Source organism: Rhizobium sp. 'Codium 1' (genome assembly GCF_020889605.1).
Classification (GTDB): domain Bacteria; phylum Pseudomonadota; class Alphaproteobacteria; order Rhizobiales; family Rhizobiaceae; genus Allorhizobium; species Allorhizobium algae.
In genome coordinates, this window is record NZ_JAJGPW010000002.1 from 1 (window position 1) to 18,181 (window position 18,181).

The following is an 18,181-nucleotide window of genomic DNA, read 5'->3' on the forward strand; positions in this document are numbered from 1 at the left end:
GTCGAGCGGACATGCGGCGGTCTTGTCCGACACGGTGGTTTTGACGGGTTTGCCACGAATGATGCCCTGCAGCCCCACTACTCTCATAAGCCGAGCGACAGTGCAGCGGGCGATGTCGAAGCCCTCCCGCTGCAACTGCCGCCAGACCTTGCGCACGCCATAAACCTGGAAATTCTCATTGAACACCCGGCGTATCTCAATCTTCAGGCTGATATCGCTGCGGGCGCGGATCGAGAGGCGATCCACGTCCAGGCGCTTGGCGACGTTCTCGTAATAAGTTGATGGGGCAATCGGCAATAGCCTGCAGATCGGCTCGACCCGAACACGCCACGGTGTTCGTCAATGAACGAGATCATCGCTTGAAGGGGCGGTCGAGCTTCCTCTCACCCGACAGGCGAATGCTTGCATTCGCCGATAGGGGCCATCGCGAAATATGCGGATGCCTTGCGCAGAATCTCGTTGGCCTGGCGAAGCTCGCGGTTCTCACGCTCCAGCGCCTTCATCGTCTCGGCCACATCACTCGGCAGGCCTGCTCGTTTGCCGCTATCGACCTCGGTCTTCTTGACCCACTCATGCAGCGTGGCTGGCAAGCAGCCAATCTTGGCCGCGATTGATGAAACGGCAGCCCACCGCGACGAATGCTCTGCTTCATGATCCAGCACCATACGGATGGCACGCTCACGGACTTTGAAAATCGCATGAAATCAGTGGCGCGAATTTTGGCGGAGAGGGTGGGATTCGAACCCACGATACCCTTGCGAGTATGCCGCATTTCGAGTGCGGTGCTTTCGACCACTCAGCCACCTCTCCGGTCACACTGGTCGGCGCTTGTTGGCGCGGGCTGTCTCATAGCGGCAACTCACCCCCCACGCAAGAGCGAATGTCACGCTTTTTCCGCGCACCACAAAAACATGCACCGCGCGTCCCAGCCGATGGGCCGGAGCGTTGGCCCCTCCCGCGGTTGGCCGCGATATCCCAATAGGATTTGCGACGCATTCATATCGGTAGACATGACCCCGCCAACCCAGTGGAGGACCGGTGGTCGGTGAAGGCGGAGGCCGAGGCGATCACACAACGAGCCGGTCCCTGACGGCAGACTCGGCACGACCCCGGTTTCCTGAGGCGTTCCCGCTACCACATGCCGCCTTGGCGCGCGAAGTGAACCGGTTCGAGGGCGGAATTTTTGTACCACACCTGCCCACCCACGCTGTACCACTCCTCATCCTTGGCAAGTTGTAGTTCGAGCCTGTCGATGAGCATTTCTACGTTTCAATCCAAGATGACGCGCTAGAGGGATGGGCGCATACGAGGTGGACACTGCCGAGACCATGACGGCACACTTGTATCCTGTCGAGCCGCCTACTTTTTGCCAACGTGCGGTGTGAAGCTCGACGCGGCAAAGGAAAAAGCCAATGAGGACCATTCATTCATGAAAAAGCTGGTCGGCAAGCGACGATGGATCCCCTTCTTGGCGTTCGGTGCAGCCAGCCTATGGGCGGCAGCTCAAACGAACCAGGGATATCGCAAGCCGGTGTTCGATTGGGATCTCAGCAGGGAAGCGATTGCAAACGCACTGACGAAGATGCCGCATATCGGCTCAACGGCCTTCATCTTTGCTCTTGCAGTGATTGCTGTTGGTCGAGATCGCCTGCCGCTTGCGGCTATCCTCACCTTTGTTGTCGGAGTCGGTTGGGAGGTTGTTCAGATGCCAACAATCGGTAACAATCCAAGACTGGCAGATCTCGCACCCAACATGGTTGGCATCGCCATCGGCTGGACATTGTTCGCGGCCATAAACCGGTTATGCAGCCCTCGCATATCCCTCACCTCGCATCGAAAGCCTCCTTCTCCATAAAAGGCCCCCTGTCGTAAGAACTCTGATTGCTCCCAGCCTTGATCGCTTCGCCGCTGGAGCCCAGAGACCATCGCCAGGTCCCTCGTCCAATCCGAATCGCCGCCCAGCTTTCCGGACCACGATGACGCCCCTCTCTCATAAAGAGTATGCACGAGGGATTTTGCCGCACCGGCGCCCCGCCAGATCGGCTAGGGCTCGATCGGAAAGGCAAAGCCTGCCTTTACTCGATCCATGACCACCATGGTCTTGAACCCCTTGATATCGTGATTCTCGTAGAAGAAGCGCCGCGTGAAGGCTTCGTAGTCCTCCATGTCCTTTGCGGTGATCACCAGGATGAAGTCGGCGTCACCCGTGACATAGTAGCCGATCATCACCTCTTTCGTCGCCCGGATCGCCGCCTTGAACCGGTCGACGATATCAGCACGCTCGCGCTCCAGCGACACAAGAACGATCATGGTGATGCCCCGTCCGACGGCCTTGGGCGATACGATCGATACATCCGCCTCGATCACCCCCTCCTCGCGCAATCGTTTCAGCCGCCGCTGGCAGGCCGTCGGTGACAAGTTGACGATGCCCGCCAGCTCTTCCGAGGTCAGGCGATTGTTTCTCTGCACCGCATCCAGCAACGCCCTGTCCGCTCGATCAAGTGAATTCATGCAGCAATCCTGCGCATAGGAGGAAATTAGGATCAGCATCCTGCATAAGCCCGCCCCTCTACGCAGTCAAATGAACATGCGATGCGGTTAGACTTCGATAAACCGAAAGAGGGAGTGACCTATGAAAGGTATCGCCAAAGCCGCGCTCAAATCCCTGCGACGGCCCGAACTGCTCGAGCACCGGGCGTTTCTGAATGGCGCCTGGATTGCGCGCGCCGACACCCTTCAGGTCACGGATCCCGCAACAGCAGAACATCTGGCCGACGTCGCGGCCTGCTCCCTCGAAGATGCCGATGCTGCGGTGCAGGCTGCCACGCGGGCGTTCCAGACCTGGCGGGACACCCTGCCGCTGGAGCGCGGTCAGGTCCTGCGCACATGGGCAAAACTGATGCGCGAGAATGCAACGGACCTCGCCGTCATCATGACCGCAGAACAGGGCAAGCCACTTGCGGAGTCCGAAGGCGAGATTTCCTATGCCGCGAGTTTCCTCGACTGGTTTGCCGCTGAAGGCGAGCGTGCCTACGGCGAAACCATCCCCAGCCATCTGCCAGGAGGCCGTCTCTCGGTTCAGATGCAGCCAGTCGGCGTCACTGTGGCCATCACGCCATGGAACTTCCCGTCTGCAATGATCACCCGCAAGGCCGGCGCAGCGCTCGCCGCGGGCTGCACCATGATCGTCAAACCTGCACCCGAAACACCGCTCTCGGCTCTGGCCTTGGCAAAACTCGCGCAGGAAGCCGGCATCCCGGCGGGCGTGTTCCAGGTATTGACCGGCGAGGCCGCGCCACTCTCCCGCCGATTGCTTGAACACAGGGAGGTTCGGGTTTTTTCCTTCACCGGCTCCACGGAAGTCGGGCGAATTCTGCTGACCCAATCCGCCCCCACGATCAAGAAGGCGTCACTTGAACTGGGCGGCAATGCGCCGTTCATCCTGTTTGACGATGCCGATCTGACGGCAGCGGTTAAGGGATGCATGGGGGCAAAATTTGCCACGTCCGGGCAGGATTGCCTCGCGGCAAACCGCATTTACGTCCAGCGCAAGCTTTACGAGCGCTTTGTCGAGGCCTTCGCCAGGGCGACATCGGAGCTTAAGGTCGGACATGGCCTTCAGCCGGATATCGACATCGGGCCGATGACGCGTCCTTCAGTGGCTGAAAAATGCCGAAAGCAGATCTCCCAGGCCCTGTCAGCCGGTGCGCGCCTCGTCTGCGGCGGACAGGACAGTCCTCTGGGCGGCAACTTCGTCACACCGACGGTGCTGGCTGATGTCGCTGACGACATGATGATTGCAAGAGAAGAAACCTTCGGTCCTGTCGCGGCAATATTGCCGTTCGATAACGAAGACGAGGTCCTCGCGCGGGCGAATGACACAGAAATGGGCCTGGCGGCCTACGTCTACACCCGTGATCTGGGCTGCGCCATGCGGCTCACGGACAGGCTCGAATACGGGATGGTCGCCGTCAACACGCCGAAATTCACCGGCGCGCCCATCCCCTTTGGTGGATGGAAGCAATCCGGCCTGGGTCGTGAGGGCTCGCGCCACGGCCTCCTCGAATATCTCGAAGCAAAATATGTCTGCTTTGGAAATCTCGCTGCTTGAAAGGATGGACTGCCATGAATGCCAAACTGAACCAGATCGCCGAGATGGATCGCAACTCGGTCCTGCACCCCTTCACCCAGCTCAAGGATTTTGCCAGCGGCAAGTTGGGAGATCCCACGATCGTCGAGACCGGCAAGGGCATACGCATCCAGGATGCCCATGGAAACCAATTGATCGACGGCTTTGCCGGGCTGTATTGTGTCAACGTCGGCTATGGCCGGACCGAGGTGGCCGAAGCCATTTCCCGGCAGGCCTATCGCCTCGCCTATTACCACTCCTATGCGGCCCACACGACCGATGAACTTGCAATTCTGTCCGACCGCCTTGTCAGGATGGCGCCGGGAAAGATGAGCAAGGTCTTTTACGGCATGTCGGGTTCCGATGCGAACGAGACCCAAGCCAAGCTCGTCTGGTACTACAACAACCTTCGCGGTAAGCCGAACAAGAAGAAGATCATTTCCAGAGAACGCGGCTATCACGGATGCAGCGTCGTTTCCGGATCCATGACCGGGATGAGTTTCTATCACGACCACATGGACCTGCCGCGCGCCGGCATCCTGCATACCGGCGCACCGCATCACTATTGGGGCGCCGAAGCCGGGGAAACGGAACTCGAATTCTCGATACGTCGCGCAGGCGAACTTGAAGCTCTCATCCTGCGCGAGGATCCCGAAACGATCGGCGCTTTCATCGCTGAGCCCGTCCTGGGAACGGGTGGCATCACTCCGCCGCCTGAGGGCTATTGGCAGGAGGTTCAAAAGGTGCTGCGGAAATACGATATCCTGTTGATCGCTGACGAAGTCATTACCGGTTTCGGCCGGACCGGTTCGATGTTCGGATCCCAGCATTACGGTATCGAACCCGATCTGATCACAGTGGCCAAAGGCCTCACCTCCGCCTATTTCCCCCTCTCGGGCGCAATCATCGGAGAAAAGGTCTACAAGGTCATGGAAGAAGGGGCCGGTCGGGTTGGCGCCTTCTCCCATGGCTACACCTATTCGGGCCACCCGATCGGCGCAGCAGCTGCAAACGCGGTTCTCGACATCGTCGAAAAGGAGGATCTGCCGGGCAACGCCCGCACGGTCGGCGCCTATTTCCAGGCGCAGCTGAAGGAAAAGTTTGCGCAGCTTCCCATTGTCGGCGAGGTTCGCGGCGTCGGCCTGATGGGCGCCATTGAATTCGTGGCAGACCGTGAACACAAGACACGTTTTGACCCGTCCCTATCGGTGGGTGCCCGTGTCTCCAAGGCTGCCCGGGCCCGCGGCTTGATTGCGCGCGCGATGCCGCATGGCGACATCCTGGGTTTTGCCCCTCCCCTCGTCACGACAAAGGAAGAGATCGACGAAATCATCGCCATTGCCGATTCCGCCGTGCGCTCCGTCATGGATGAACTGGTACAGGCCCGCGAAAAGATCTGACACACGCTCGGTAAAACGCTCGTCGCCGACGGCACTGCAGGCAATCAACGCTGCAGAAGTGCGAAAAATCCGAGGCGGTTCCGCCTCGGATCCCAGCCGCTTCATTTCTGGAGCGAAGCGTGCATAATGTCATGAAATTTGCGTCGTCATAGCGAGACAATTTCATGCGTCAACAATCCAATCACTCCGCCCGCGATCCGGTGACCGTTGCCAAGCCTGTGCTTTGGCGACCTCAGCTCGCGAAAAACAAAGGTGAGACGAAGCATGCTGCACTGACCGAACGCATCATCGCGGATATTGACGCAGGCATCCTCAAGCCGATGGACCGGATGCCGACGCATCGGGATCTCGCGCGCGAGCTCGGCCTCTCCGTCCAGACCGTCAGCCTGTCCTACAAGGAGGCAGAGCGTCTCGGCTATCTGAGCGGCGAGATCGGACGCGGCACCTTCGTCAAGGCCCGGGTGACCGATCGCGCGGGCCGCATGATGCTCGATCACAGGGCCAATGAGGTGCTCGATCTTTCCATCGTTCGTGGTGTCTATCTCGATGCCCACGAGAAGGCGTCGCGCGAAATACTCCGAGAGCTTTCAGAGGCTGACAATGCCAGCTTCATGAGGCCTTGCCGGCCGATCGCGGGGCTTGATCATCATCGGGAGACGGCGCGCGACTGGCTTCGAACACTGAACGTCGACACGACGGGCGAACGCATCCTCATCACCAACGGTGCGGCCCATGGCATATTTCTGGCCTTGAGCTGTATCGTTCGTCCCGGCGACATCGTCCTGTGCGAAAACCTGACCGATCACGGCATTATCGGACTGGCGAACGTCCTGGGATTCAGCCTCAAAGGATTACCCACAGACAGCGAAGGCATCCTGCCGGATGCATTTTCCGCCGCCTGTTCGGGCGGCGGCGTGCGGGCACTGGTCCTCATCCCGACGCTGAACAATCCGACAGGTCACGTGGCCGGCGCAGCGCGCAGGCGCGAAATTGCGGCAATCGCCGAGCAGTACGGCGTCTTTGTTGTCGAAGACGAAGTCTATCGGCCGTTGATCGAGGAAGACCTGCCCTCGATCTGCGACATGGTTCCGGACCTGGGTTTCTTCGTCACCAGTTTCACAAAAACAGTCCTCACCGGGCTGCGTGTCGGTTACCTTGTCGTGCCGCGCTCCTATTCCATCCGGGCGGCCTCCATCCTGCGCGTCACCAGCTGGAGCGGCACCTATCTCGCGGGTGAAATTGCAACACGCTGGGTCGAGAATGGCATGGCACGGCAATTGGTCGCCATCCAGCGCGAGGAGGCACGGAAGCGCCAGCAGGTGGCAGCCGATATTCTGGCGGATCACATCGCCTCCAGCCACCCGCTCTCGCTCTGCGCCTGGCTCAGGGTCCCTCCTCAGTGGACCGAGGACAGTCTCGTGCGTGCGCTTGCCAACCAGAATGTTGCCGTCACGCCGTCGGAACCTTTCATCGCCGGACCGGGTCATGGCGGCGGTATCCGTATCTGTCTGGGCGGACGCCTGAACCAGACCAGCCTGACCAAAGCGCTGACCATCGTACGCCAGACATTCGATCAAATGCCCCCGGTTTACGACATAGGCTCGATAGGATGACACGTTCTTCGGCAAACATTGAATCATTACAATATAATAATTGACATGATTTTGTTTCGCTCTCAACATGACAATCATGAAGAGCGAACCCCTGCCCCATCCGGCCACCGCGGACACTCTGCCAGTGACATTGGCGGAGATTCGCAATGCGTCGGCAAGGATAAACGGTCGCGTCGCACAGACGCCGCTCATTCACTCAGGCGCCCTGTCTGACAAGACCGGCCATCCGGTTCATCTGAAACTGGAAACGCGCCAGCCGATCGGCGCCTTCAAGCTGCGCGGGGCGATGAATGCCATCCTGTCTCTCGACGAAGGTGGGCGCCGGCGTGGGCTCGTCACGGCCTCTACGGGAAACCATGGGCGGGCAGTTGCCTATGCGGCACGCGAACTTGGCGTGCCAGCCATCGTTTGCATGTCTGCGCTCGTTCCGGCCAACAAGGTCGAAGCCATCCGCTCGCTTGGCGCCGAAGTCTGCATCATCGGCGCCTCGCAGGACGATGCCCAGATGGAAGTCGAACGACTGGTCGAAACGCGTGGTCTGACGGCAATCCCGCCTTTCGACAACGTGCATGTCGTCGCCGGCCAGGGAACGATCGGCCTTGAAATTCTCGATGCCGTCCCGGATCTGGAAACCGTGCTCGTGCCCCTGTCCGGAGGTGGGCTTGCTGGCGGCATCGCCGTAGCCGTCAAGGCCTTGCGGCCTCAGACGCGCCTCGTCGGCATCTCCATGGAACGCGGGGCTGCGATGAATGCGTCGATCGCCGCCGGACGACCGGTGGCAGTCCGCGAAGAACAAACCCTGGCCGATTCCCTGGGCGGCGGCGTCGGCCTCTCTAACCACGTCACCTTTACGCTCTGCAACAATCTCCTGGATGACGTCATTCTTCTGAGCGAAGGCGAAATCGCCGAAGGCATTCGCCACGCCTGGCGCGAGGAAGGCGAAATGGTCGAGGGCGCCGGGGCGGTCGGCATTGCCGCCATTCTGGCCGGGAAGGTCGAACTGTTCGGCCCCACCGTCGTCATCGTGTCAGGCGGCAACATCGATCCGGAGCTCCACCGGAGAATAACAGAAGGGGCAGACGCATGAGCCGCATCACGATCCTGACGGAGAGTGACCTGCGAGCGGTTGTCCAACTGGACGCGTCCGCGGTCGACTGTATCGAGCGCGCATTTGCGGCGCTTTCCACCCAAGACGTCGCAATGCCCCCGATCTTGCGGCTCGACATCCCTCAGTTCCGCGGCGAGGTCGACGTCAAGACAGCCTATGTGCCCGGATTTGACGGTTTTGCGATCAAGGTCAGCCCAGGCTTCTTCGACAATCCCAAGCTCGGTCTGCCAAGCCTCAACGGGCTGATGATCCTCTTCAGCGCCAGAACAGGCTTGGTCGAGGCGCTTCTGCTCGACAATGGTTATCTCACCGATGTGCGCACGGCTGCGGCCGGCGCAGTTGCCGCGCGACATTTGTCGCGCCGGGATGCCTCCGTCGCCGCAATTTTCGGTGCAGGCATGCAGGCACAACTCCAGCTTCAGGCATTGACGCTGGTCCGTCCGCTAAGGTCAGCACGGATCTGGGCGCGCGACCTTGCAAAAGCGCGCAAGCTCGCCGGCGAGTTCACCAGCAGGCATGGCATTGACGTGACGGCCGTGGAGGACCCACGGGAGGCAGCGCACAATGCCGATATCATCGTCACGACGACGCCTGCCGAAGAGCCGGTTCTGCGGGCAGACTGGCTGGAACCCGGTCAGCATCTGACGGCGATGGGATCCGATGCCGAACACAAGAACGAGATCGATCCGGCCGTGTTCGCCAGAGCCAGATACATCGCCGATCGTATCACCCAGACACGCATTCTCGGCGAGTTGCACCATGCCATAAATGCCGGAGCGGTTGCGGCAAATCAGCATTTCGACGAACTCGGCGCTGTCATCGCCGGCAAGGTGCCAGGCAGAACAAGTGCCGAAGAAATAACCTTCGCGGATCTGACGGGCACGGGCGTCCAGGACACTGCCATTGCCAATCTGGCCGCTCACCGCGCGCGCGAGGCCGGCATCGGCCAGACAATCGACAACAAAATCAACAAGGGAGACGCCGCGTGAGCGTGACGCTGAACTTTACGTGCGAGGAGTATGCCGAGCGCCTTTCCAAAACCCGTCATGCCATGGAAGCGGCGCAGATCGATCTTTTGATCATCACCGACCCGTCCAACATGCATTGGCTGACGGGATATGACGGCTGGTCCTTCTATGTGCATCAATGCGTACTCGTTCCGCCGAGCGGAGAGCCGATCTGGTATGGCCGCAAGCAGGACGCCAATGGCGCCAAGCGCACCGCCTATCTCGACCACGCCAACATCATCGGCTACCCGGATCACTACGTGCAGTCGACCGAGCGCCACCCGATGGATCTGCTGTCGCAGATCATCGACGAGCGCAAATGGTCGAACCTTACCGTGGGCGTCGAGATGGACAACTACTACTTCTCGGCCGCCGCCTTCGCGTCCTTGCAAAAGCACCTGCCCAATGCCCGCTTCAAGGATGCCGCGGGTCTCGTCAACTGGCAGCGCTCCATCAAGAGCCCGACCGAACTCGACTACATGCGCAAGGCCGGCAAGATCGTCGAACTGATGCACAAGCGGATCGTCGACACCATAGAGCCCGGCATGCGCAAATGTGACCTGGTCGCCGAGATCTATGACGCCGGCATTCGCGGCACCTCCGAGTTTGGCGGAGATTACCCGGCCATCGTGCCGCTCCTGCCATCCGGCGCAGACGCATCCGCGCCTCATCTGACATGGGATGACAAACCCATGCGCCTTGGCGAGGGAACGTTCTTCGAGATCGCCGGCGCCTACAAGCGTTATCATTGCCCGCTTTCGCGGACTGTTTTTCTGGGCAAGCCGACACAGGCCTTTCTCGATGCCGAAAAGGCGACCCTGGAAGGCATGGAGGCCGGACTGGCGGCGGCAAGACCCGGCAACACATGCGAAGACATCGCCAATGCCTTCTTTGCCGTCCTGAAGAAATACGGGATCATCAAGGACAACCGGACCGGCTATCCCATCGGTCTTTCCTATCCGCCGGATTGGGGCGAACGCACCATGAGCCTGCGCCCCGGCGATCGCACCGAACTGAAGCCAGGCATGACGTTCCATTTCATGACAGGGCTGTGGCTGGAGGATATGGGGCTCGAAATCACGGAAAGCATCGCGATCACTGAAACAGGTGTCGAATGTTTTTCGAATGTTCCGCGACAGTTGTTCGTGAAGGGCTGAATGATGTTGACCGGTCTGTCCCGCCCCTCCCCGATTACCCCTTCCGTCGACTTCGACGCCATGGGCGTACAACACGGTCATCTGCGCCTGCCTTACAGCCGCGACGACAGCGCCTGGGGTTCGGTGATGATCCCCATCTGCGTCATCGCCAACGGCGACGGACCGACCGCCCTTCTCACCGGAGCCAATCACGGTGACGAATACGAAGGCCCCGCGGCTCTCTTCGAATTGGCACAGTCGCTGGATCCAGCGGACGTGAGTGGACGTGTCATCATCGTTCCGGCGTTGAACTATCCTGCCTTTCGCGCCGGCACACGAACCTCTCCGATCGATCGGGGAAATCTGAATCGCAGCTTTCCGGGCCGCCCGGACGGCTCCGTGACGGAAAAGATCGCCGACTACGTGACCCGCTATCTGGCACCACTCGCCGACTTCGTCCTCGATTTCCATTCGGGCGGCAAGACGCTCGATTTTCTGCCATACGCTGCGGCACACGAATTGCCTGACAAAACCCAGGAGGCGCGGTGTTTCGATGCCGTGGCCGCGTTTTCCGCTCCCTACTCCATGAAGATGCTGGAAATCGATGCGGTCGGCATGCTCGACACGACCGTCGAGGACATGGGCAAGGTATTCGTCACGACGGAGCTCGGCGGCGGCGGTACGGCAAGTGCCCGATCCATCCAGATCGCCCGAAAGGGCATCCTCAACCTGTTGAGCCACGCGGGCATCCTGCCCGGCGCTCCAGACGTGCAGTCCACCCAGTGGCTGGACATGCCATCGAGCGATTGCTTCGCCTTCGCCGAGGACGACGGTCTTGTCGCGTTTGTCCGTGACCTCGGCGAGACCGTCACAGCCGGCGAAACCATTGCCCGGGTCTATCCCGTGGGCAAGACCGGCATCACCCCGATCGACTACCGAGCCGCCATGGATGGCGTGCTTGCGGCACGACACGTGCCCGGCCTGATCAAGGCCGGCGACTGCCTTTCCGTCATCGCCACGGTGACGGGAGAACCTGCCCGGTAAACCGGCACAAGAACCGAACCGGACAGGCAAAAACAATGAACCAGAGGAGAATTCAGATGCACATCACAAAGATCACCGGACTTTCCGCTCTCGCCCTCGCCGTTTCAATCACATCGGCGGGCGCTCTCACCCTCGAAGAAGTCAAGGAGCAGGGCTACATTCGTGCAGCCACGGCCAATGAAGTGCCCTATTCCTACATGCAGCCGGACGGCACATCTGCGGGCATCGGCCCAGATGTCGCGAATGCCGTGTTGAAAAAGATCGGCATCGAAGAGGTCAACTGGACGGTGACGCCCTTCGGCACGCTGATCCCGGGCCTCAAGGCGCGCCGTTTCGATTTCGCTGCGGCCGAACAGAACATTTCGCCTGAACGCTGCAAGCAGGTTTCCTTCACCGAACCGAACTCGTCTTATGGCGAAGGACTTCTGGTAAAGAAGGGCAACCCCAAGGGTCTGACAACCTATGCCGACATCGCCAAGGATCCGTCGCTGAAGGTCGCCGTCGTCTCGGGTGCAAACAACGTCGACTTTCTTCGGGCCGTCGGAGTGAAGGACGACCAGATCGTCTTCATTCCGGCCAATGCCGATGCAATCCCGACGGTGGAGAGCCGGGTGGATGCCTATGCCGCCACGGAACTGACCGTCTCTGAGCTCGCCAAGGATCAGGCGAATGTCGAGCAGGTCGCCCCTTTCGAAGACCCGATCGTCAATGATGCACCGGTGCGCAACTACGGCGGCTTCGCATTCCGGCCGGAAGACGAGGAATTGCGCAACGCCTTCAACGCTGCCCTTGTCGAGTTCCGCAAGACGGACGACTACAAGGCGATCCTTGCAAAATATGGCGTTTCCGAAGCGAGCATCGCAGCTGCTGCGGAAAAGAACGTCGCCGATCTTTGCGCCGGCAAATAATGCTGGATGGCGCCCGGTCTGACCGGGCGCCAGACGTCTTGAAACCGGGAGTTCACAGATGGATTGGACAGCCTATCTGCCTATGCTCTGGAAGGGCGCGACCGTCACGATGACGATTACGCTTGCAGCGATTGCCGTCGGAGCAGCCCTGGCCTTCTTCTTCGGCATCCTGCGCGTCGAGGGTGGCGCCATCCTGTCGGGCATAGCGCTGTGCTACACCGAGGTGTTTCGCGGCACTTCGCTCTTCGTTCAGCTCTTCTGGTTCTATTATGCCCTGCCCCTGGTCGGGCTCAGTTTCGAGCCGGTCACGACAGGCATTCTGGTGCTAGCCGCGCATGTGGGCGGCTATGGGGCGGAGATCGTTCGGGGTGCACTTTCCTCTGTGTCCCCGCAGCAGCTGGAAGCGGCTCGTGCTCTGAACTTCAATCGCTTCCAGACGCTGTATCGGATTTCATTGCCTCAGGCGATCGTCGAGATGATGCCCGCTTTCGGCAATCTCGCCATCGAGACCCTCAAGCTATCCTCCCTCGTCTCGCTGATTTCCATCGCGGATTTGACATTCGCGGCCCAGTCGATCCGCAACCTGACCCTCGACAGCACCAGCATCTACTCGATCACGCTCGTCTGCTATTTCGCGATGTCGCTGATATTGATGATCGCAATCAAGGGGATCGAACGCTTCGTGCGACGCGGTGACGTCATGCCGCGTCCGGGCCAATCGTGAGGAGCCTGCCGTCATGATGTATGGTTATGAATGGGACACGACCACCTGGGTCACCTACACGATATCGATCCTTCCGATCATCCTGATCGGCCTGACTGTAACGTTAAAGGCGGCGGCTGCCGGCTTTGCAATTGCGCTCTCCCTTGGCCTCGTCTTCGCCCTGCTGCGCCGCAGCCGGGTCAAGGCGATCTCCTGGACGACCGCCTTCGTCGTCGAGTTCCTGCGCGATACGCCGCTTCTGGTGCAGCTCTTCTTTCTATACTACGTCCTGCCCGAGTTCGGCATTGTCCTTCCTGCCTTCCTCACCGGCGCGCTTGCGCTGGGTCTGCAGTATGCGGCCTATACGTCCGAGGTCTATCGCGGGGGGATCGAGGCCGTGCATCGCGGACAGTGGGAGGCCGCGACCGCGCTCAATCTGACGCGAATTCAAGCCTATCGGGACATCATCCTCCCCCAGGCCGTCCCGCGCATCGTGCCTGCCATGGGCAACTATCTGGTCGCAATGATCAAGGAAACGCCCGTTCTTTCCGTCGTCACTGTCCTTGAGATGATGGGCCTTGCCAACATGATCGGCGAACGCACGTTCGAATACCTCGTGCCACTGACACTCGTCGGCCTCATCTTCCTCCTCCTGACGCTGATCTGCTCGGCAGGCCTGCATCTCCTGCAGAAAGCGCTCCCCAAAGCAGGGATACCCATGCGATGACCGATACCATCAACAAGCCCATCATCGAATTTTCCAACGTCACGAAGCGCTTCGGCATTCTGACGGTCCTGGACCAGTTCAATTTCAGCGTGGCCCAGGGCGAGAAGGTCACGCTCATCGGGCCGTCTGGGTCTGGAAAATCGACCGTCTTGCGCATCCTCATGACGCTGGAACCGTTCCAGGAAGGAAGGCTGACACTTGCCGACACGTCCTATCATGAAGAACATGGCAATGGACCGTTCCAGGCCTCCGAACGGCATCTGCGCGAGATCCGCAAACATGTCGGCATGGTTTTCCAAAGCTTCAATCTGTTTCCGCACATGACGGTCTTGCGCAATGTCGTTGAAGCCCCGGTACGGGTGCTGGGCATGGCGCGGGCAGAGGCAGAAGCGCGCGCCATCGAATTGCTCGACATGGTGGGATTGGCTGACAAGAAGGACCATTATCCGGTGCAACTTTCGGGTGGGCAGCAGCAACGTGTCGCGATTGCCCGCGCACTCGCCATGCGGCCGCGTGTTCTGTTGTTCGACGAACCGACTTCGGCGCTCGATCCCCAACTGGTCGGCGAAGTGCTTTCCGTCATCCGCGGTCTCGCGCATGAGCACGATCTGACCATGCTGCTGGTCACCCACGAGATGCGTTTTGCGCGCGAGGTATCGGACCGGGTCTGCTTCTTCGACAAGGGGCGCATCTGCGAACAGGGATCCCCCGAGGAGATCTTCGGAACGCCCAAACAGGAGCGAACGCGCGAGTTTCTATCCTCCGTGCTGGCCTAGATTGGCTCCAGAGTCGACGGGATGCAGCCTCCGGCCTTCGCTGTCGCAAGCGCGCAGGAACCGGACTTGCTGGCTCTATTGCGTGTATCTGCGTAGCCTCTGGACTTCTCGCAGGAGCCCGCCCCCATCCGGGAGAATCCGAACGTTCCTGTCTTGACCTCTCGACCGGGCTTGCCGCAGGCTCCGGTACGGAAGAGCGTATCAAGGGGATGTTCCGACCGCTCGCAGGCTATTTCACCTCCCGGAAATATGCGCAATCTTGGCGAAGCAGTATCGCATCACGAAGAACTGGAGCCATCATCATGTGTGTCGCCTGCAACCACACCATCCACCGGGCCCAGCATAATTTTGGCTGGAACAATGATTTCCCACCGGCCCTCGTCGCCAAGCCGGGCGAGACAATCCTGTTCGAATGCCTGGATTCCTCCGGCGGACAGTTGGGCCCGGACGCGACACTCGACACGCTGGCCAGCCTCGATTTCGACAAGGTCAATCCGGTCTCGGGACCCGTCTATGTCGAGGGCGCAGAACCGGGTGATGCGCTGAAAGTCACAATCCGCAAGTTCCACCCTTGCGGCCATGGCTGGACCGCGAACATCCCGGGCTTCGGCCTGCTCGCCGATCAGTTCAAGGAACCCGCCCTGTATCTCTGGTCCTACGACACGACCTCCATGGCACCGGCCGCCTATGGGCCCGGCGGCAAGGTGCCGCTGAAGCCCTTCACCGGCACGATCGGCGTCGCTCCGGCAGAAGTCGGGCTTCATTCGGTCGTTCCGCCCCGCCGCGTTGGCGGCAACATGGACATCCGGGACCTGACATCAGGCGTAACGCTCTATCTTCCGATTGAAGTTGAGGGCGCACTGTTTTCGGTTGGCGACACGCATGCTGCCCAGGGTGATGGAGAAGTCTGCGGCACGGCCATTGAAAGCCAGATGAATGTCGAACTCACCCTCGACCTGGTGAAGGGCGCCAATATGAAGACGCCCCGCTTCACAACGACCGAACCGGTGACACGCCATCTCGATGGCGCCGGCTACGAAGTGACGACCGGCATCGGTCCCGACCTGATGACCGGCGCGCAGGAAGCCGTCATGCGGATGATTGATCTTCTCACCGCCGAGCACGGCATGAACCCGGTTGACGCCTACATGCTCTGCTCGGTCTGCGGCGACCTGAGGATCAGCGAAATCGTCGACATGCCAAACTGGGTCGTCTCCTTTTACTTCCCCCGGATCGTTCTGTCCTGACGACAGAAATTCGGGGCTGCAACCAGTCCTTGCCGTCAGAGGCCGCTTCGCTGTCTGCGGCCTACGCAAAATCGCGATGATTGGAGCCCATAGGTGGGCTCCGATCATCGCAGTCTGGTAACTCACCTGGCGGGCCTGAAGTGTCGAAGGACCGCAGGGTCATGCGTCCCTGTGGTCCTCAAGGTCATGCCACCTCGGGAAGGCCATCGATCAGCTTGTCGAGCGTAACCGGGTAATCGCGGACCCGCAGTCCCGTTGCATTGTAGACCGCGTTGGCGATTGCGGCTGAGACGCCGCAAAGGCCCAGCTCACCCACACCCTTGGCCTTCATCGGCGACGACATCGGATCGGTCTCCTCGAGGAAGATCACGTCCTGATGCGGGATATCGGCATGCACGGCGACTTCATAGCCGGCCAGGTCGTGATTGACGAAGAAGCCCCGGCGCGTGTCTACGGCCAGTTCTTCGGACAAGGCAGCGCCAACGCCCATCGTCATTGCGCCGATCACCTGGCTCCGCGCGGTGATCGGGTTGAGGATACGCCCGGCCGCACAGACAGCCAACATGCGTCGGACACGGCATTCGCCAGTGACCACATCCACGCCGACTTCAACGAAATGCGCGCCAAAGGTCGATTGCTGGTAGGTCTTGGACAGGTCGCCCCATTCCATCCTGTCCTCACCGACGAGCCCCTCCGGCCCGGCGGCCTCCGAGAGCGAGACGGAGCGATTGCCCATGCGGACCTGACCGTTCTCGAAGACGACCTCGGCGGAGTTGAAGCCGAGCTTCTGGGCCACGGCCTCGCGAAGCTTGACGCAGGCGGCGTACACACCGGAGGTCGAGGAATTGGCCCCGAACTGTCCGCCGGAACCGGCCGATATCGGAAAACCGGAATCGCCGAGGCGCACATCGACCTGTTCGACCGTCAATCCCATCATCTCCGCTGCGGTCTGCGCAATGATGGTATAGCTGCCGGTGCCGATATCGGTCATGTCCGTCTCGACGGTGACCTTACCATCCTGGCCAAGGCGCACCCGGGCAGCCGACGGTACGAGAAGATTGTCGCGATAGGCGGCAGCCACACCCGTCCCGATCATCCAGTTCCCGTCGCGACGCGACCCCGGCTGGCCACGGTCGCGCCAGCCGAAGCGCTCTGCGCCGAGGCGCAGGCATCCAATGAGGTCGCGTTGGGAGAATGGCCGCTCGGGATTTTCCGGATCGACCTGCGTGTCGTTGAGGATCCGGAACTCCACGGGATCCATTCCGAGCTTGTTCGCCATCTCGTCCATGGCAATCTCGAGCGCCATGAGACCAGGGGCCTCGCCGGGTGCACGCATGGCATTGCCTTCAGCCAGATCGAGCGTAGCCAGTCGCATCGCGGTCATGCGGTTCGCCCCGGCATAGAGCTGCCGCGTCTGGTTGACGGCCGGCTCGACCTTCCCGCCCGGCTGGTCGCCCGACCAGCTTTCATGGGCGATGGCCTCAATCCGGCCGTCAGCCTTGGCACCGATGCGCACCCTTTGGATCGTGGCCGGTCGATGGGTGGTATTGTTCATGATGAACGGCCGTGGCAGCGCAACCTTCACGGCGCGCCCGACGGCCTTCGCCCCAAGCGTTGCGAGCACGGCGTCCACGCGCAGGAACAGCTTGCCGCCGAACCCGCCGCCGATATAGGGCGACATCAGGCGGATTTTGTCCTTGTCGATGCCGAGGAATGTGGCGAGATCTCCCCGCCACCAGTCGATCATCTGGCTCGACGTCCAGACCCGAACCTCGTCGCCCTCCCAGACTGCAACCGACGCATGCGGCTCCATCGCGGCATGCGATTGATCGGGCGTGGTGTAACGAGCATCGAGCGTCACGGGAGCGCTCGCAAAAGCGGCATCGAAATCCCCATAAGCCGAATCGGGCGTCTGATCATCGTCCGGCTTGACAGCCGCGTGCATGGCGTCGGCGAGGTCGAAGACGCCAGCCTCCTCCGCATAGTCGACCTTGACCAGGGCCGCGGCCGCTCGCGCCTGCTCGAAGGTCTCCGCGACGACGAGGGCAATGGCCTGATGGTAATGCTGCACGGTGCTGCCGCCGAACAGGTTCGCTGTGTTGTATTCGCCCTTTTCGCGCTCGCCGACATCGAGCGTCGTCACGACGGCCAACACGCCCCGCGCGCTTTTGGCATCGGTGGCATCGATGGAAAGGATACGGCCCTTGGCGATCGCAGCCCCAATGGGATAGCCATAGGCATAGCGCAGGTCCGGATCATGCCACTCATAGGCATAGGTCGCCCGGCCGGTGGTTTTCAGTGCACCGTCAACGCGGTGGGTCGGCCGGCCCACGACTTTCAGGTTGTCGATGGGATTTGTGGTTGCTGGCGTGTCGAACTTCAT

Annotated in this window: 15 protein-coding genes, 1 tRNA gene, 1 pseudogene and 1 other annotated feature; of the genes and pseudogenes, 13 read left to right on the forward strand and 4 right to left on the reverse strand. The window is 60.7% G+C overall.

Translation table 11 applies throughout. The features are described 5' to 3' along the window. Positions 1 to 665: pseudogene (locus tag LJE98_RS05235) on the reverse strand (IS3 family transposase); the annotation flags it as partial. Beyond that, positions 283 to 438, reverse strand: a sequence feature (AL1L pseudoknot). It overlaps the preceding pseudogene by 156 nt. A 55-nt stretch (positions 666 to 720) precedes the next feature. Then, positions 721 to 810: transfer RNA gene (locus LJE98_RS05240), tRNA-Ser, on the reverse strand. Positions 811 to 1,429: 619 nt separating this feature from the next. On the opposite strand from LJE98_RS05240, the gene LJE98_RS05245 reads away from it, so the two are divergent. Then, complete coding sequence (locus LJE98_RS05245; protein ID WP_229573930.1) at positions 1,430 to 1,855, forward strand: hypothetical protein; 426 nt, start codon at positions 1,430 to 1,432, stop codon at positions 1,853 to 1,855. 188 nt (positions 1,856 to 2,043) lie between these two features. On the opposite strand, the gene LJE98_RS05250 is transcribed toward LJE98_RS05245, so the two are convergent. Next, a complete protein-coding gene (locus tag LJE98_RS05250; RefSeq protein ID WP_229573931.1) occupies positions 2,044 to 2,511 on the reverse strand; it encodes an Lrp/AsnC family transcriptional regulator in 468 nt (155 codons plus the stop codon). A gap of 121 nt (positions 2,512 to 2,632) precedes the next feature. On the opposite strand from LJE98_RS05250, the gene LJE98_RS05255 reads away from it, so the two are divergent. From LJE98_RS05255 to LJE98_RS05310, 12 genes are all read left to right on the forward strand, one after another. Further along, a complete protein-coding gene (locus LJE98_RS05255) occupies positions 2,633 to 4,111 on the forward strand; it encodes an NAD-dependent succinate-semialdehyde dehydrogenase (RefSeq protein ID WP_229573932.1) in 1,479 nt (492 codons plus the stop codon). 14 nt (positions 4,112 to 4,125) lie between these two features. After that, positions 4,126 to 5,529 (forward strand): aspartate aminotransferase family protein, encoded by a 1,404-nt coding sequence (locus tag LJE98_RS05260; RefSeq protein WP_229573933.1) that lies wholly within the window; start codon positions 4,126 to 4,128, stop codon positions 5,527 to 5,529. Positions 5,530 to 5,693: 164 nt separating this feature from the next. Beyond that, a complete protein-coding gene (locus LJE98_RS05265; protein WP_229573934.1) occupies positions 5,694 to 7,142 on the forward strand; it encodes a PLP-dependent aminotransferase family protein in 1,449 nt (482 codons plus the stop codon). 67 nt (positions 7,143 to 7,209) lie between these two features. Next, the gene (gene eutB, locus LJE98_RS05270; protein WP_229573936.1) at positions 7,210 to 8,229 is read left to right on the forward strand and encodes a hydroxyectoine utilization dehydratase EutB; all 1,020 of its coding nucleotides are present in this window, start codon (positions 7,210 to 7,212) and stop codon (positions 8,227 to 8,229) included. Next, positions 8,226 to 9,239 (forward strand): ectoine utilization protein EutC, encoded by a 1,014-nt coding sequence (eutC, locus tag LJE98_RS05275; RefSeq protein ID WP_229573938.1) that lies wholly within the window; start codon positions 8,226 to 8,228, stop codon positions 9,237 to 9,239. Before eutB ends, eutC begins: the two co-directional genes overlap by 4 nt. After that, positions 9,236 to 10,414: an ectoine hydrolase DoeA gene (gene doeA, locus LJE98_RS05280; protein WP_229573940.1), complete on the forward strand. Its 1,179-nt coding sequence runs from the start codon at positions 9,236 to 9,238 to the stop codon at positions 10,412 to 10,414. Before eutC ends, doeA begins: the two co-directional genes overlap by 4 nt. Positions 10,415 to 10,417: 3 nt before the next feature. Further along, positions 10,418 to 11,437, forward strand: coding sequence for a N(2)-acetyl-L-2,4-diaminobutanoate deacetylase DoeB (doeB, locus tag LJE98_RS05285; RefSeq protein WP_229574928.1), 1,020 nt, complete (start codon positions 10,418 to 10,420; stop codon positions 11,435 to 11,437). A gap of 56 nt (positions 11,438 to 11,493) precedes the next feature. Continuing rightward, positions 11,494 to 12,345 (forward strand): ectoine/hydroxyectoine ABC transporter substrate-binding protein EhuB, encoded by an 852-nt coding sequence (gene ehuB, locus LJE98_RS05290; protein ID WP_229573941.1) that lies wholly within the window; start codon positions 11,494 to 11,496, stop codon positions 12,343 to 12,345. Positions 12,346 to 12,403: 58 nt separating this feature from the next. Further along, the gene (gene ehuC / locus LJE98_RS05295; RefSeq protein ID WP_229573943.1) at positions 12,404 to 13,069 is read left to right on the forward strand and encodes an ectoine/hydroxyectoine ABC transporter permease subunit EhuC; all 666 of its coding nucleotides are present in this window, start codon (positions 12,404 to 12,406) and stop codon (positions 13,067 to 13,069) included. A gap of 13 nt (positions 13,070 to 13,082) precedes the next feature. Continuing rightward, entirely contained in the window at positions 13,083 to 13,775 is a 693-nt protein-coding gene (gene ehuD / locus LJE98_RS05300) for an ectoine/hydroxyectoine ABC transporter permease subunit EhuD (RefSeq protein ID WP_229573945.1), read from the forward strand. Beyond that, a complete protein-coding gene (gene ehuA, locus LJE98_RS05305; RefSeq protein ID WP_229573947.1) occupies positions 13,772 to 14,551 on the forward strand; it encodes an ectoine/hydroxyectoine ABC transporter ATP-binding protein EhuA in 780 nt (259 codons plus the stop codon). The genes ehuD and ehuA overlap by 4 nt, the downstream gene beginning before the upstream one ends. Positions 14,552 to 14,853: 302 nt before the next feature. Continuing rightward, positions 14,854 to 15,798 (forward strand): acetamidase/formamidase family protein, encoded by a 945-nt coding sequence (locus LJE98_RS05310; protein ID WP_229573949.1) that lies wholly within the window; start codon positions 14,854 to 14,856, stop codon positions 15,796 to 15,798. Positions 15,799 to 15,982: 184 nt separating this feature from the next. Here the strand turns inward: LJE98_RS05310 and paoC are convergent, their stop codons facing one another. Continuing rightward, the gene (gene paoC / locus LJE98_RS05315; RefSeq protein ID WP_229573950.1) at positions 15,983 to 18,181 is read right to left on the reverse strand and encodes an aldehyde oxidoreductase molybdenum-binding subunit PaoC; all 2,199 of its coding nucleotides are present in this window, start codon (positions 18,179 to 18,181) and stop codon (positions 15,983 to 15,985) included.